At 70.9% G+C, this 15,065-nt stretch carries 15 protein-coding genes; 7 read left to right on the forward strand and 8 right to left on the reverse strand.

The window, feature by feature from the left end; genetic code table 11:
* The first annotated feature begins 85 nt into the window (after nt 1-85).
* Entirely contained in the window at nt 86-1,300 is a 1,215-nt protein-coding gene (locus tag BJ969_RS28535) for an acyl-CoA dehydrogenase family protein (protein ID WP_184484146.1), read from the forward strand.
* Between the two features lie 73 nt (nt 1,301-1,373).
* On the opposite strand, the gene BJ969_RS28540 is transcribed toward BJ969_RS28535, so the two are convergent.
* From BJ969_RS28540 to BJ969_RS28550, 3 genes are all read right to left on the reverse strand, one after another.
* A complete protein-coding gene (locus BJ969_RS28540) occupies nt 1,374-2,459 on the reverse strand; it encodes a HigA family addiction module antitoxin (protein WP_184484148.1) in 1,086 nt (361 codons plus the stop codon).
* Between the two features lie 11 nt (nt 2,460-2,470).
* Complete coding sequence (locus BJ969_RS28545) at nt 2,471-2,761, reverse strand: type II toxin-antitoxin system RelE/ParE family toxin (protein ID WP_343071736.1); 291 nt, start codon at nt 2,759-2,761, stop codon at nt 2,471-2,473.
* 165 nt (nt 2,762-2,926) lie between these two features.
* On the reverse strand, nt 2,927-3,466 hold the full coding sequence (locus BJ969_RS28550) for a DUF4232 domain-containing protein (protein WP_184484152.1): 540 nt from the start codon (nt 3,464-3,466) through the stop codon (nt 2,927-2,929).
* 491 nt (nt 3,467-3,957) lie between these two features.
* Between BJ969_RS28550 and BJ969_RS28555 the strand changes: the two genes are divergently transcribed.
* Complete coding sequence (locus tag BJ969_RS28555) at nt 3,958-4,194, forward strand: hypothetical protein (protein WP_184484154.1); 237 nt, start codon at nt 3,958-3,960, stop codon at nt 4,192-4,194.
* Nucleotides 4,195-4,332: 138 nt separating this feature from the next.
* Here the strand turns inward: BJ969_RS28555 and BJ969_RS28560 are convergent, their stop codons facing one another.
* Genes BJ969_RS28560 through pdhA form a run of 3 tightly spaced genes read right to left on the reverse strand, consistent with a single transcriptional unit; the run spans nt 4,333 to nt 8,029 of the window.
* Nucleotides 4,333-5,739: a dihydrolipoamide acetyltransferase family protein gene (locus BJ969_RS28560; RefSeq protein WP_184484156.1), complete on the reverse strand. Its 1,407-nt coding sequence runs from the start codon at nt 5,737-5,739 to the stop codon at nt 4,333-4,335.
* A gap of 11 nt (nt 5,740-5,750) precedes the next feature.
* Nucleotides 5,751-6,785, reverse strand: coding sequence for an alpha-ketoacid dehydrogenase subunit beta (locus BJ969_RS28565; protein ID WP_184484158.1), 1,035 nt, complete (start codon nt 6,783-6,785; stop codon nt 5,751-5,753).
* The gene (gene pdhA / locus BJ969_RS28570; protein WP_184484160.1) at nt 6,785-8,029 is read right to left on the reverse strand and encodes a pyruvate dehydrogenase (acetyl-transferring) E1 component subunit alpha; all 1,245 of its coding nucleotides are present in this window, start codon (nt 8,027-8,029) and stop codon (nt 6,785-6,787) included. The genes BJ969_RS28565 and pdhA overlap by 1 nt, the downstream gene beginning before the upstream one ends.
* A gap of 380 nt (nt 8,030-8,409) precedes the next feature.
* Between pdhA and BJ969_RS28575 the strand changes: the two genes are divergently transcribed.
* Nucleotides 8,410-9,084 carry a GOLPH3/VPS74 family protein gene (locus tag BJ969_RS28575; RefSeq protein ID WP_184484162.1) on the forward strand — a complete coding sequence of 225 codons (675 nt, stop codon included), beginning with the start codon at nt 8,410-8,412 and terminating at the stop codon, nt 9,082-9,084.
* A 51-nt stretch (nt 9,085-9,135) separates the two neighbouring features.
* Entirely contained in the window at nt 9,136-10,557 is a 1,422-nt protein-coding gene (locus BJ969_RS28580) for a M20/M25/M40 family metallo-hydrolase (protein ID WP_184484164.1), read from the forward strand.
* A gap of 47 nt (nt 10,558-10,604) precedes the next feature.
* Here the strand turns inward: BJ969_RS28580 and BJ969_RS28585 are convergent, their stop codons facing one another.
* The gene (locus tag BJ969_RS28585) at nt 10,605-10,781 is read right to left on the reverse strand and encodes a PspC domain-containing protein (RefSeq protein ID WP_184484166.1); all 177 of its coding nucleotides are present in this window, start codon (nt 10,779-10,781) and stop codon (nt 10,605-10,607) included.
* A gap of 236 nt (nt 10,782-11,017) precedes the next feature.
* Nucleotides 11,018-11,815, reverse strand: coding sequence for an endonuclease/exonuclease/phosphatase family protein (locus BJ969_RS28590; RefSeq protein ID WP_184484168.1), 798 nt, complete (start codon nt 11,813-11,815; stop codon nt 11,018-11,020).
* A 478-nt stretch (nt 11,816-12,293) separates the two neighbouring features.
* Here BJ969_RS28590 and BJ969_RS28595 point away from each other — a divergent pair, with 478 nt between their 5' ends.
* The 3 genes from BJ969_RS28595 (at nt 12,294) to BJ969_RS28605 (ending at nt 14,885) form a co-directional block, all read left to right on the forward strand.
* On the forward strand, nt 12,294-13,094 hold the full coding sequence (locus BJ969_RS28595) for a transporter substrate-binding domain-containing protein (protein WP_184484170.1): 801 nt from the start codon (nt 12,294-12,296) through the stop codon (nt 13,092-13,094).
* A gap of 191 nt (nt 13,095-13,285) precedes the next feature.
* Nucleotides 13,286-14,074 carry an amino acid ABC transporter permease gene (locus BJ969_RS28600; RefSeq protein ID WP_184486017.1) on the forward strand — a complete coding sequence of 263 codons (789 nt, stop codon included), beginning with the start codon at nt 13,286-13,288 and terminating at the stop codon, nt 14,072-14,074.
* 52 nt (nt 14,075-14,126) lie between these two features.
* Nucleotides 14,127-14,885 carry an amino acid ABC transporter ATP-binding protein gene (locus BJ969_RS28605; RefSeq protein ID WP_281398380.1) on the forward strand — a complete coding sequence of 253 codons (759 nt, stop codon included), beginning with the start codon at nt 14,127-14,129 and terminating at the stop codon, nt 14,883-14,885.
* Nucleotides 14,886-15,065: the final 180 nt, after the last annotated feature.

Below are 15,065 nucleotides of genomic sequence, written 5' to 3' on the forward strand. Positions count from 1 at the left end.
GCGCCCGCCCCGTCGACCGCCAGGGTCGAGGTCGCGCACCCTCCACCACCGCGTCACGCACTCCGCCACGAACTGAAGGATTTTGATGAGCTTCTCCCTGGAACTGAGCGAAGAACACACCGACCTGCGCGATTGGGTGCACGGATTCGCTGAGAAGGTCATCCGCCCGGCCGCGGCGGAGTGGGACGAGCGGGAGGAGACTCCCTGGCCGATCATCCAGGAGGCCGCCAAGGTCGGCCTCTACGGCTTCGAGACCATCGCGACCTTCTGGGCCGACGACACGGGCCTGTCGCTGCCCATCGCCAACGAAGAGCTGTTCTGGGGCGACGGCGGCATCGGCATGGCGATCTTCGGCACGACGCTGGCCGTCGCGGGCATCTTCGCCGCGGGCACCCCGGACCAGATGGCCGAGTGGGTGCCGCAGTGCTACGGCGACGAGGACGACCCGAAGGTCGGCGCGTTCTGCTCCTCGGAGCCGGCCGCGGGCTCGGACGTCTCGGCGATGCGCACCCGCGCCGTCTACGACGAGGCCAAGGACGAATGGGTACTCAACGGCCAGAAGGCCTGGGCCACCAACGGCGGCATCGCCAACGTGCACGTCGTGCAGGCCGTCGTCGACTCCTCGCTCGGTTCGCGCGGGCAGGCCGCGTTCATCATCCCGCCCGGCACCAAGGGCCTGGAAGCTCCCAGCAAGATCAAGAAGCACGGGCTGCGCGCCTCGCACACCGCCGACGTGTTCCTCGACGACGTGCGGGTGCCCGGCAGCTGCCTGCTCGGCGGCAAGGACAAGCTGGACGAGAAGCTCGCCCGCGCCCGCGAAGGCGGCGGGAAGGGCGGCGGCCAGGCCGCGATGAAGACCTTCGAGCTGTCGCGGCCCACCGTCGGCGCCCAGGCGCTCGGCATCGCGCGCGCCTCCTACGAGCACGCGCTGGAGTACGCAAAGGAGCGCGAGACCTTCGGCAGGCCGATCATCGACAACCAGTCGATCGCCTTCACCCTCGCCGACATGCGCATGGAGATCGACGCGGCGCGGCTGCTGGTGTGGCGCGCGGCGTGGATGGGCCGCAACGACGTGCCGTTCACCGCGGGCGAGGGCTCGATGTCGAAGCTCAAGGCCGGCCGGGTCGCGACCTGGGCGACCGAGCGCGCCATCCAGATCCTCGGCGGCAACGGCTACACGCGGGAGTTCCCCGTCGAGCGCCTGCACCGCGACGCGAAGATCTACGACATCTTCGAGGGCACCGAGCAGATCCAGCAGCTCGTCGTCGCCCGCAACATCTCCGGCCGCCACATCCGATGAGCCGGTAGGCCGGTCTCCGGTGCGAAAGCCCCTGACGTCGTGGACGTCAGGGGCTTCCCGCCGTCGTGACCGGTCAGTCGTTCCACCGGGCGAGCACGTTCTTGACCCGCGGGACCGCGGCGTTGAAGTGGCTCCACGGGATCACTCCCGCGTGCTGCAATTTCCCCACGAGCACCGCCGGGTGGACTCCGAGCCGAGCTGCTTCCGCCTCGACCGCGGCCTTCGAAATCCGGCCCGTCGTAGCGAACCGCCCGGGGATCGCCCAGTCGGCGGCGACCGAATCCGCGTCGCGCTCCTGTTCGGTGTCGGCGGCGGTGCCCAAGTCCACGTCGATGGTGTAACCGCTGGTCACGTGCCCCAGGTGTACGTGCGCGATCTCGTGCAGAACGGTGAACAGGACACCGTCGAACCTGCCGCCGCGTCCGGAGATGCCGATCACCGGGCCCCGGTCGTCGCAGAAGGCGACACCGTCCATCTTGCCGCCTCGGAACGAATCGACGTGGACCAGGCGAACGCCGACCTCGGCGAGCAGCGCGGGAAGCGTCGACAGCGCGGCCGGTGTGATCACGGTTCGCGTCAGGTGGCGGCCCAGCGCCGCCAGCCCGTCCGGGGCGAACGGTTCGACCGGCCGATCGCGCGCCACCGCGCGAACGCAGCCCACCCAGCTCAGTTGCGCGGGTGAGAGGGCTTCCGCTTCTTCCACGCGCCGCGCGGCGACCGCGAAGGTCGGCGTCTCCTCCGGCGAGCTGATCCCGAGGAGGGCGCACACGGCGTCCTCCTGGGCGTCGATGTCGTCGCCCTCCGGTGCGAAACCTCGCTTGCGCAGTTCCGTCAACGGGGCGATACGGCGAAGCCTCGCGCGGCGTGCGACCTCGCTCAGCCGATCCGCGAGGGGCTCTCGCCGGAGCTTCCACAGCCGGTAGGTGTCCTGGAGGCCGAGCCAGGTCTCCGGTGTGGTGTCGGTCGCCGCGGCGATCTCGGTGGCGGTTTCCGGAGTGATCTCCTTGTGGTTGTTGAGGATCTGGGACACCACCTGTGGGGGGCGACCCAGGATCTCGGCGAACTCGGCGCCGGTCAGCCCGCGCGCGTCGAGCTCGTCGCGCAGGTACTCGCCGACCGGGAACGCCTCGGCCGGCCGCGACGCATCGATGATCTCCATGCCGCCTCCTCTCAGTGGTAGTCCACGACTTCGACGACCACGACGAGCTTCCCGTCAGCGTCGGTGTCGAAGAGCAGGATGAGCCGCCACTGATCCGTCAGCCGGATCGAGTGCTGACCGGACCGGTCCCCCTTGAGCTTCTCGAGCCGCAAAGCCTTGTGCCGTCGCAGTTCCAGCTCGGTCGGCACCGCCGCCAGCAGTCCGACCTTCTTGCGGAACGCGCGGATGAGTTCCGGGCCGAACCGGGGTGCGCGGAAGTCGTGATCCACGTAGAGGCGACGCAGGTCGTCGTCCTTGAACACAAGCCGCAACCATGCGCTCCTCCCTTCACCCTAGGGGTGATACGAGACTACCTCGAATTGGGCGGGAGCTTAGGTCGATCGCGAGCCGATGTGGGCTTCCGCTGCCGAAGGCGACCCGAACGATGAGTCGGGTGACTTCTGATCAAGCCCGGGGCTCGGATCGGGTCAGGGCTGCGGGGCCGGGTTGATGTTGGTGATGGTGACCGGGCCGGGGACCGTCGCGCCGTTCCACGGGAGGGTCACGGCGTAGGGGGCGACCGGGCCGGGGAACGAGATCTCGACGCCGCCGGGGGTCGCGCCGGGGATGCTGTTGCCGGTGTTCGGGTCGGTCACCGGGTAGCTGAACGCGGCGGTGGCGGGGTGGTCCTCGTCGATGCGGACGTCCTCGGCGCCGCCGCTCGGGCGCGTGGTGGGGATGTGGGCGGAATTGCCCTGCACGTCCAGGAATTCGAGGCCGGGGGCGCCGCCGAGCAGGCAGCTCGCGCCGGGCTTCGCGGTGAACCGGACGTCGCCGCCCTCGTGCATCATCGCGTGGTCGAGCGGGCCGATGGTGACGTCGACCTGCTCCGGCGTGCAGTACTCGTCGTAGTTCGGGTGGTCGCTCGGCATGGCCTGGGCGGTGCCCGCGAACGAGACCGCGGCGAGCAGGGCGGATCCGGCGATGGCGGCGATCTTGGCGCGCTGGGTGCGGAACATGGAACTCATCTCCCCGGTGTCGCCGTGCGATCCCCCCGACGGGGACCGTTGACCGTCACGGCCACACGTTCGAGTGATGTTCGGGAGCCCCTCCGCGTTGACTCGGTGTGATGCGGAACACGGCATCGAGTTCTTGCGGTGGCCCGGAATCCCCGCTGACGAGGGGTTCGCGGGAGCGGGCGCGCGAGGTTGCCGGAGCGTGGCGATCGCCACTCGGGGAATGACCGCAGCGGCCTCGATGTTGGAATGTGGGATGGAAACCTCCAGGGGTGTGCACCCTCGCGAGTGGCGCGAGGCATCATGGACTCACCCGAAGGAATGAATATCGGTGGTCGGCGCGAGGCGAACGGTCTAGTTCGCGTTTGATCGGCACGGTGAGCGCGTGGGCTCCACCGGGCCGTCGGCTGTCAGAGCCGAATCGCGCCACGAGCTCGGCGCCGCACGGGTGCCGGCTCGATCTCAGCAACACGGCTTCGAGAACGAAACGGGAGGGCGAAGCGGTGAACAAGCCCGATCCAGGTACGCCGATCTTCGGCGAGCTGAACAACGAGCTCGGCGGTCTGCCGGACATCGACGTGCACGAGTTCGACTCGCACAGCTTCGACTTCGGTGGCGGTTCGGCCGAGTCCGACGGCAGCGGCGCCGCCGCCGCACCCGCCGCCCGGCAGAGCGCGAACACGGCCGCCAAGGCGAGCAAGGGCGGCCGCGGAGGCGGCCGCCGCCGCAAGGAGGACTGATCGCCCGTCCCCGACCTGCGGGAACGGGGACCGGTAGCCGCGTGCGGAGCTGGGGGCGGCGCACGACGACAGCAGTACCGCGCACGACGGCCGGGGTGAACGCGCTCAGCGCTCACCCCGGCCGTCGTCGTCAGCGGATCAGTACGTGATGGCCAGGCTCGGGTCGGCCAGCAGCGCGCCGACGTCGGCCAGGAACTGCGAACCCTGCTGGCCGTCGACGACGCGGTGGTCGAAGCTCAACGCCAGCTGGCACACCTTGCGCGGGACGACCTGCCCGTCCACCACCCACGGCATGTCGCGGATCGCGCCGAACGCGAGGATCGCGGACTCGCCGGGGTTGAGGATCGGGGTGCCGGTGTCGACGCCGAACACGCCCACGTTGGTGATCGTGATCGTGCCGCCCGCCATGTCGGCGGGAGTCGTCTTCCCCTCCCGCGCGGTGGCGGTCAGCGCCTCCAGCGCCGCTGCCAGCTCGCGCAGCGACATGCCGTCGGCGTCCCGGACCTTGGGCACCACCAGACCGCGCGGCGTCGCCGCCGCGATGCCCAGGTGCACGTAGTCCTTGTAGACGATCTCCCCGGCCTGCTCGTCCCAGGTGGCGTTCACGTCCGGAGTGCGCCGCGCCGCCAGGCACAGCGCCTTCGCGGCGAACGCCAGCGGCGTGACCTTCACGCCCTGGAACTCCGGGTGCGACTTGAGCCGCTGCCGCAGGTCCATCATCGGCGTCACGTCGACGGTGAGGAACTCCGTGACGTGCGGTGCGGTGAACGCGCTCTGCACCATCGCCTGCGCGGTGGCCTTGCGGACGCCCTTGATCGGCACCCGGCGCTCCCGCGCGCCCGCCGGAGCGGCCGCGGCGGGGGTGACCGGTGCCGACGCGGTCTCGACGTCCTGGCGGGTGATCACCCCGCCCGCCCCGGACCCGGCGAGGGCCCGCAGGTCCACGCCGAGGTCCTTGGCGAGCTTGCGCACCGGCGGTTTGGCCAGCGGCACGGAGCCGCGAGCCGACCCCCCGGCGGGAGCCGGAGCGGGAGCCGCCGGAGCCGGAGCGGGTGCCGGAGCAGCGGGAGCGGCCGGGGCCGCGGCCTGCGCCGGGACGGCGGGTGCGACGGCCGAACCGGCCATCGCGCCCTGCAACGCCTGCTGCGCCGCCCCCGCGGCCGGCGCGGGGGCCTTGCGCGGGCGGCGCTTCGAACTCGTCGCCTGCGGCCCGTAGCCGACCAGCGTCGCGGTCTGCCCGTTGGTGTCGGCCTCTGCGGGAGCCGGGTCCGGAGCGGGCTCGTCGACCGCGGTGCCCTCCGGGTCGAGGTCGATGGAGATGATCGGCGTGCCGACCTCCACGGTCTGCCCCGCCTCGGCGAGCAGCTCGACGACCTTGCCCGCGTAGGCGCACGGCAGTTCCACCGCGGCCTTCGCCGTTTCGATCTCGACGAAGACCTGGTTGACCGCCACCGTGTCGCCAGGGCTCACCTTCCAGCTGAGGATCTCGGCTTCGGTGAGTCCTTCCCCGACGTCGGGCAACGGGAAGTGCTTGAGTTGCGGCATCGGAGACTCCCTCAGAAGGCCAGCGAGCGGTCGACGGCGTCGAGCACTCGATCCAGGTCGGGCAGGAAGTGCTTCTCCAGCTTCGTCGGCGGGTACGGCACGTCGAAGCCCGTCACCCGCAGCACCGGTGCTTCCAGCGAGTAGAAGCACTCCTGCTGCACCCGCGCGGTGATCTCCGAGGTGATCGACGACTCCGGCGGCGCTTCGCTGGCCAGCACGAGCCGGCCGGTGCGGCGCACCGACTCGAACACCGGGCCCAGGTCCAGCGGGGACAGGCTGCGCAGGTCGATGACCTCCAGCTCGGTGCCCTCCTCGGCGGCGGCGTTCGCCGCGGCCAGGCAGGTCGGCACCGTCGGCCCGTAGGTCGCGATCGTCGCCGCCGTGCCCCTGCGCAGCACGCGCGAAGCGAACAGCGGCGGCGGCTGCGCCTCGGTGTTCAGCTCGGCCTTCTCGTAGTAGCGCCGCTTCGGTTCGAAGAACAGCACCGGGTCGTCGCACTCGATGGCCTGGCGCAGCATCCAGTAGGCGTCGACCGGGTTCGAGCAGGACACCACCTTCAGCCCGCCGATGTGCGCGAACAGCGACTCCGGGGATTCCGAGTGGTGTTCGACGGCGCCGATGCCGCCGCCGAACGGCACCCGCACCACGACCGGCATCTTGACCTTGCCCTGGCTGCGGAAGTGCAGCTTCGCCAGCTGCGAGACGATCTGGTCGTAGCCGGGGAAGATGAACCCGTCGAACTGGATCTCGCACACCGGCCGGTAGCCGCGGATGGCGAGGCCCACGGCGGTGCCGATGATGCCGGACTCTGCCAGCGGCGTGTCCAGCACGCGGTGCTCGCCGAAGTCCTTCTGCAGCCCGTCGGTGACGCGGAAGACGCCGCCGAGCTTGCCCACGTCCTCGCCCATGACGAGGACCTTCGGGTCCTGTTCGAGCGCGGAGCGCAGCCCCATGTTGAGGCTCTTGGCCATCGTCACGGTCCGCGTCGCGTCCGGGCGGGCGCTGCCGTTGGTGACGTCGGTCCGTTCCATCGCTGGTGCGGCCATCAGTGCACACCTCCCTGCGCGGCGGCGGGCTGTTCGGCGAAGCCGTCGAGGTAGCCGAGCAGTTCGTCGCGCTGCGCCGTGACGGCGGGGCTGGGGTCGGCGTAGACCTCGGAGAAGATCCGGCCCGGATCGGGCTCGGGCATGCTGAAGCAGAACTCGCGGAACCGGGCGGCGAGCTCGTCGGACTCGGCCTGCACCTCGTCGAAGAACGCCTGGTCGGCGTCGTGCTCGCGCACCAGGTGGACGCGGAGGCGTTCGATGGGGTCCTTGAGCTTCCACGCCTCCAGCTCGTCGGAGAGCCGGTAGCGGGTGGGGTCGTCGGTGGTGGTGTGCGCGTCCATCCGGTAGGTGAACGCCTCGATCAGCACCGGCCCGTTGCCGTGCCTGCACTCGTCGAGCGCCCACTTCGACACGGCGAGGCTGGCGAGCACGTCGTTGCCGTCGACGCGGATGCCGGGGAAGCCGTAGCCCGCGGCGCGCTGGTACAGCGGCACCCTGGTCTGGCGTTCCAGCGGCTCGGAGATGGCCCACTGGTTGTTCTGGCAGAACAGCACGAGCGGCGCGTCGTAGACGGAGCCCCACACCATCGCCTCGTGCACGTCGCCCTGGCTGGTGGCGCCGTCGCCGAAGAACACCATGGTCGCTTCGCCGTCGTCGTCGCCGACCTTGCCGTCGAACTTCTGGCCCATCGCGTACCCGGCGGCGTTGAGCGCCTGGTTGCCGATGACGATCGTGTACAGGTGGAAACCGGTGCTCAGCGGGTCCCAGCTGCCGTGGTCGGTACCGCGGAAGATGCCGAGCAGTTCGGTGGGATCCAGTCCCCGGCACCAGGCGACGCCGTGCTCGCGGTAGCTGGGGAACGCCATGTCCCCGGAGCGCAGGGCACGACCGGCACCGATCTGCGCGGCTTCCTGGCCGAGCAGCGGCACCCAGATGCCGAGCTGGCCCTGCCGCTGCAGGGCGTTGCCCTCCCGGTCGAAGCGGCGGACCAGCACCATGTCCCGGTACAGGTCGCGCAGCTGCGCGGCGGTGAGGTCGATGTCGAAGTCCGGGTGCGTGACCCGTTCGCCTTCCGGGGTGAGGAGCTGAACGAGGTCAGCTCCGCCTTCACTTGTCGCGCGCAAACCGGCGATCACCTGCTCCCGTGTGGGTTTCGCTGCAGTAGCGGCAGGGGGGCCGGAGGTGACGCCGTTGTCTGGCTCGTCTGCTGGATGGGCCGGTCGCGTCCAGTGTTCCGGGGACATGCGGATCTCCTCGTGTCGCGCCGGACCGCCGCTTGTGACGACTGGGTCCGGCAGCTCCGGTCGGGGCCGCGCCGGCCAGGGTTGGGGCCATGCGAGTGCTCGACCGGAGTGGTTCGGATCGCTCCCCGCCATCCTGGCACGCGTACCGCCGATTCAGTGAGCCCTGCCACAGGGACGAAACCCGCGTGCAACGCCGCGGATCTTGTTCCCTACTGCACCGTAACCTTCGGAATCTCGGGCAAAAATCGCAGGTCATCCAAGCAATGGGGTTCCGACTAACGCTCTTGGGAAGATCGCGGTACCGATACTGCGGGCGGCCGATGATCGGTGGTTGCGAGAACACGCCATTCCGCGGTGGCGCGGGCGGCACACTGGCCCGCATGAGCGATCTCGAGGACCGCCCGCCCCCGGTCACGCTGCCCGACGAGTTCGTCCTGCTGCTGCACCGGCCCGGCGGCGGGCACCGCTGCGCGCAGGTGGACCTGCTCACCGCGGTGGCCGAGCTGGGCGAGCTGGCGCTGCGCGGCCGGGTGGAGGTGGCGGTGAGCGCGAAGCTGACGGTGCTCGACCCGCGCTCCACCGGCATCGGGTGGGCCGATGAGCTTTTGGGGCGGCTGGTGCGCAAGGCAGGCCCGAAGGGCAGGCCGGTGGAGCTGACCGGGGTGCTGCCGGGCCGCCTCGGCCGGTTCCGCGAGCACCGCGGCCTGCTGGCGGAGCACGGCGTGCTGCGGCACCGGCGGCGCAAGCTGCTCGGTTTCATCCCCGACGACCTCTACGTCCCCGCCGAAGGGGTGCGGGAGTCGCTGGTCGAGGAGGTGCGGGACGCGGCGCGGCTGCGGCGGCCCGTCGACGGGAGGCTGGCCGCGCTGTGCGCGCTGGTGCACGCCGCCGGGATCGGCCCGTCGCTGGGCTGCGGCGCGGACGAGCGGGCGGTGCTCGAATCGGTGTGGCGGGGCGACGGGCTCGGGGAGGCGGAGCTGCGCCCGCTGGCGGCGGTGTCCGCGGTGACGGCGGTGGCGGTCAGCGCCGCCGCGGCGGGCTCCGCCGGGTACTGATCGGGCCGAGCGGCCGGGAACGCGGTCCGGCGGCGGGCATACGATCGCGGCATGGATCGTTCCGCCGTGCGCACCGCCGTTGAACAGGCGTGGCAGGACTCCGTCCTGCCCAGCCTCTCCGAACTCGTCCGGATCCCGGCGGTCTCGCCGGCCTACGACGCGGGATGGGTGGCGGCGGGTCAGCTCGACGCCGCCATCGAGCACGTGCGGGACTGGATCACCGCGCGCGGCATCCCCGGCGCGAAGCTCGACGTGGTGCGGTTGCCGGAGCGCACGCCGGTGCTGCTGGTGGACGTTCCCGCGACCGCGCCGGACGCCGACGAGCAGGACACGGTGCTGCTCTACGGCCACCTCGACAAGCAGCCGCCGGTCGGCGGCTGGTCGGAGGGCCTGGACCCGTGGACGCCGGTGGTCCGCGACGGCAGGCTCTACGGCCGCGGCAGCGTCGACGACGGCTACGCGCCGTACGCGGCGATCACGGCGATCGAGTCGATCCGCGCGCACGGCGGCGCGCACGCGCGCTGCGTGCTGCTGCTGGAGACGGGCGAGGAGTCGGGCAGCCCCGACATGTCCGCCTACCTGGAACACCTCGCGGACCGGCTGGGTTCCGTGTCGCTGGTGGTGTGCCTGGACTCGGGGGCCGCCGACTACGAGCGGCTGTGGCTGACGACCTCGCTGCGCGGGGACGTGCGGGTGGGCGTGCAGGTGCGGGTGCTCGACGGCGGGCAGCACTCCGGCACCGCCAGCGGCATCGTGCCCAGCTCGTTCCGCGTGCTGCGCAGCCTGCTGGACCGCATCGAGGACTCGGCGACCGGCGAGGTGCTGCTGCCGGAGCTCAACGCGGAGATCCCGGCGAACCGGGTGGAGCAGGCGCGGGCCGCGGTGGCGGCGGTGCCCGGCCTGATCCGCGACTCGATCCCCGCGCGGGAGGGCATGCGCTGGGTCTCCGAGGACGAGGTCGAGCTGGCGCTGAACAACACGTGGCGCCCGACGGTGTCGGTGATCGGCGCGGAGGGCCTGCCGTCGCTCCCGGACGCGGGCAACGTGCTGCGCCCGTCCACGACGGTCGCGCTGAGCGTGCGCACCCCTCCGACGACCGACCCGGAGGTGGCTTTGGCGGCGCTGCGCGAGGCGCTGTCGGCGGACGTGCCCTACGGCGCGGAGGTGACGTTCCCGCTGTCGGACGGCGCGGCGGGCTGGAACGCGCCGGACACCGAGCCGTGGCTGGAGTCGGCGCTGGACGCGGTGAGCGAGGACGTGTTCGGCGAGCGCTGGGCGACGATGGGCCTGGGCGGGTCGATCCCGCTGATGGGCCTGCTGCAGGGCGCCTACCCGGACGCGCAGTTCGTGGTGACCGGCGCCTTGGGGCCGGGCAGCAACGCGCACGTCCCGGACGAGTCGCTGCACCTGGAGTTCGCCGCGAAGATCACCACGGCGATCGCCTACGCGCTGGACGCGCACGCCCGGCGCTGACGAACCGGTAGGACCGCCTCGTGCCGGTCACGAGGCGGTCCCTGCGGTCAGGACTTCGGGATGATGATCCACAGCACGATGTAGATCACGAACTGCGGGCCGGGGAGCAGGCACGACAGGATGAACAGGAACCGCATCAGGCCCCTGCCGATGCCGAACCGGTCGGCGAGGCCGGCGCAGACCCCGGCGATCCGCTTGCCGTGCTGCGGGCGGGACAAGTTCATCTTCTGATTCCTCCTGTTTCGCGGTGTTCGTCCCCATCGTGGGTGATCGACTCCCGCTGCGGATCAGGGGGGACCCCTGATCTCTGCTGGTTCCGGGGCACCGGGCTCGGGGTTCGAGTGGCGTTCCCGACTGCTCCGCCACTCCATCACGCGGCGGAGGCCCGTGACGGCACCCTTCCGGCCACGACCGGGTAAGCGGAAAGTCGTACTCCGCCCCCGGTCGGGCCGGGACCGGATCAGTGCGCCATCTCGACGAGCAGACCGGGGTGGTCCGTGCCGTCGACGGGCAGGTTCTCGGTGCGCTCGAACCGGAAGTCGGCGGCGGCGAACACGTGCTGCACGCCGCCGTCGCCCTTGCGGAACCAGCCGTCCGGCACGCAGTCCTGCACGTCCGGCGTGCCGCCGTGGCTGAGGTTGAAGTCGCCGCCGACCACCGCCGGGCGTCCGGCCCGGGTCGCGGCGCCCATGAGTTCCCGGCACTGCTCACCGGCGACGTCCGGGGCGTCCGCCGACAGGTGCGTGGTGCACGCGGAGACCGCGGAGAACGGCGCGCACAGCATGACCCGCTGCTCCACGCCGCCGTCCTGGGCGGTGTAGGTCCGCTCGGTGACGGCGCCGCTGGGGGCCCCCAGGTCGGGGTGGGCCAGGATCGCGACGCCGTAGTCGCCGCGGCCGTCGGTGCACTGGTACGGGCCGCCGTCCCGGCGACCGGCCGGGGCGAACTCCGCGTGGTAGCCGGTCTCGCGGGTCATCGTGGTGATGTCGTGCGCGCAGACCTCGTTGAGCGTGACCACGTCGGGCCTGCGCTCCCGGACGGTGGCGATTCCGGAGCGCACCGCGGTGTCGTCGCCGGTGTAGCAGTCGGCGGCACCGCTGTGGCAGAGGTTCAGCTGCAGCACGTCGAACGATCGGGCCGTCGTGTCGGCGACCGCGGGCGCGGCGAATCCGGCGCAGGCGAGCAGCGCCCCGGCGGCGGCGAGCGCTCCGGTGGTCGTGCGGGGGTGCTTCGGGCGGGGTAAGCGGATGTGGGTCATCGGCATCTCCTCCTCGGCGGCGCAGTCTGCCGAAGGTGGCCCGCGGAGGGCAGCAGCCGAAGGTGCGGTTCTGCGCGCTCGACCTTCGAGGTCCCCCGGACAGCGGCACGAGTGCACGGAACGTGATCACGCTGTCGCGACTCCGAGCGGCGCAACCGGCCGGGGCCGAACAGCGCAGAACCGCATCCGGCGCATGACATCTCCCACACCCCGAGCGGCTCGGCGGCGGTGAACTCGCTGTTGACCAGGGGCGTCCAGCGCATGAAACTGAGCCTCTGCGCGGCCTGGGCGTGCGGGAATCGAACGTCGAGGACGTGGTTCGCGCACGATCTCGCCGGGTGGGGCGCGGGGCTCAACGGGGGGTTCCGCTGGGGACCTCAGCAAATTTGACAGCTTCGCAACATCGCGAGCCGGGACTTGAGCCCATTCGGGTGGCACTATCTCAGCACTCGCGTTCTCACCTACTAGGAGTGACATCGTGGCGCGTCGGACCACCTGGAGAGCTCTCGCCCTGCTGCCCGCGTTGGCGCTGACCGTGGCGGGCTGCGCGCAGTCCATCGCGCCGGTCGGTGCCGACGGCGAGCTGCAGTTCAAGGAGCCCGGCAAGCTCACCACCTGCACGCACCTGCCGTACCCGCCGTTCCAGTTCGACGAGAACGGCAAGACCGTCGGCTTCGACGTGGAGCTCGTCGACCTGGTGGCCCGCGACCTCGGCCTGCAGCAGGAGCTCTTCGACACGCCGTTCGAGGGCATCCAGTCCGGCGAGGCGCTCAACACGCGCAAGTGCGACGTGGCCGCCGCGGCGATGACGATCACCGACACGCGCAAGCAGAACATGGACTTCTCCGACCCGTACTTCGACGCGAAGCAGGCCCTGCTGGTGACCAAGAAGGCGCCGTACCAGGACCTCGCCGAGCTGCGCGGCAAGAAGCTCGGCGTGCAGCTGGGCACCACCGGTGAGGAGTACGCGACCGAGCACAAGGCCGCGCACGGCTACGAGATCGTCCAGTTCGAGGACGTCGCGCTGATGCAGAGCGCCGTGCAGTCCGGGAAGGTCGACGCCGCCATCAACGACAACGGCGTGGTGCTCGACTTCGCGAAGAAGAACCCGGACACCGAGGTCACCGCCGAGTACGGCACCGGCGAGGCGTACGGCATCGGCGTCCAGAAGGGCAACGCCCAGCTCGTCGCCAAGGTCAACGAGTCGCTGCGCAAGGCGCAGGAGTCCGGCGAGTACGACCGGATCTACCAGAAGTGGTTCGGCCAGGCCCCGAAGTGACGGTCCGAGCCGGGGCCGGGCGCCGCGCAGGCCCCGGCCCCGGCCGCTGCGCGGGAGATCGGGCCTGAGCCCGGCCGAATCCCTGCGCGGTCGCGTGATCACCTGCAAGGCTCTGAGGAAATCGGCAGCACCTGGCCGGGGAGAGTTGAGGAATGGCGACAACGGACACCGCAACGCCCGCGAAGCCGCGGATGAGCAAGCGGCAGCGCACCCGCGTGATCCGCGGCGTGCAGTACGCGGTCCTCGTGGTGGTGGTCGTGCTCGCGGCGCTGTTCGCGGACTGGCCCAAGATCGCGAAAGCGTTCTTCGACGTCGACGTCGCCGTGGCGCAGTTCCCCGACATCATCACCTCGGCGCTGCTCAACACCATCGTCTACACCGCGCTCGGGTTCGCCTTCGGCCTGGTGCTGGGCGTGGTGCTCGCGCTGATGCGGCTGTCCTCGGTGGCGCCGTACCGGTGGATCGCCACGATCTACATCGAGTTCTTCCGCGGCGTGCCCGCGCTGCTGGTGTTCATCGCGCTCGGCTACGGCGTGCCGATCGCGTTCCAGCTGGTCTTCGACATCTACTCCACGGTGATGCTGAGCCTGGGCCTGGTCGGCGCGGCCTACATGGCCGAGACGATCCGCGCCGGCGTGCAGGCCGTGCCGAAGGGGCAGGTGGAGGCGGCCCGGTCGCTGGGCATGTCCTCGGCGCGCACCATGGTCACGGTCGTGATGCCGCAGGCGTTCCGGATCATCCTGCCGCCGCTGACGAACGAGCTGATCCTGCTCACCAAGGACTCCTCGCTGATCTACCTGCTGGGGCTGTCGACCGCGCAGTACGAGTTGTCGAAGTTCGGCCGCGGCGCGTTGAACCAGTACCAGTCGCTGACGCCGATCCTGCTCGCCGGGCTCTGCTACCTGATCATCACGATCCCGTTGTCGAGGTTGTCGAGCCGCCTGGAGCGCCGCTACGGCGGAGGCCGCAGCAGCAAGTGACCGGGCGCGCGAAGCACTCGAAACCCACGACCGACGCAGTGAGGAACGCCGGATGAGCGCGATGATCGAGATTTCCGGGCTGGACAAGTCGTTCGGCTCGCTGGAGGTGCTGCGCGGCATCGACCTGACCGTGCGGCGCGGCGAAGTGGTGTGCGTGATCGGCCCGTCCGGTTCCGGCAAGTCCACCTTGCTGCGCTGCGTGAACCTGCTGGAGCAGCCCACGAAGGGCCGGATCGCGGTGGACGGCGTCGAGGTGACCGACCCGGACACCGACCTCGACGCCGCGCGCAGGCACATCGGCATGGTGTTCCAGGGCTTCAACCTGTTCTCGCACCTGACGGTGCTGGAGAACCTGACCGTGGCGCAGCGCAAGGTGCTGCGCCGCGACCGCGCCGAAGCCGACCGCGTCGCGCGGGAGAACCTGGACCGGGTGGGGCTCGCGGAGAAGGCCGACTCGATGCCCGCGCAGCTCTCCGGTGGCCAGCAGCAGCGGGTCGCGATCGCGCGGGCGCTGTCGATGAACCCGAACGTGATGCTGTTCGACGAGCCGACGTCCGCATTGGACCCGGAACTGGTCGGCGACGTGCTCGGCGTGATGCGCGGGCTGGCCGACGAGGGCATGACGATGCTCGTGGTCACGCACGAGATGCAGTTCGCGCGGGAGGTCGCCGACCGCGTGCTGTTCATGGACGGCGGTGTCGTCGTCGAGCAGGGCCCGCCCGCCGAGGTGATCGGGGACCCCAAGGAGGAGCGCACCCGGACGTTCCTGTCGCGCGTCCTGGACCCCACGCACACCGGCCCGAAGGACTGATCCCCGCGCGCCGGATGCGGTGCGTAGTCGTGATTTCGGCGTCCCGTCCCGCGAACCGTCCGGCGGGGACTCCGGTGGAGTAGTCCAGTTCGGACGTTCGGTGGTTCCGCGCGGCGCCCCGCGCATTCGAGTGCGCTCCCTCGGCGGTGTCACGTGAGCCCGTCGCAACCCCAAGCTGAG

The sequence above is a fragment of the Saccharopolyspora gloriosae genome, from assembly GCF_014203325.1.
Classification (GTDB): domain Bacteria; phylum Actinomycetota; class Actinomycetes; order Mycobacteriales; family Pseudonocardiaceae; genus Saccharopolyspora_C; species Saccharopolyspora_C gloriosae.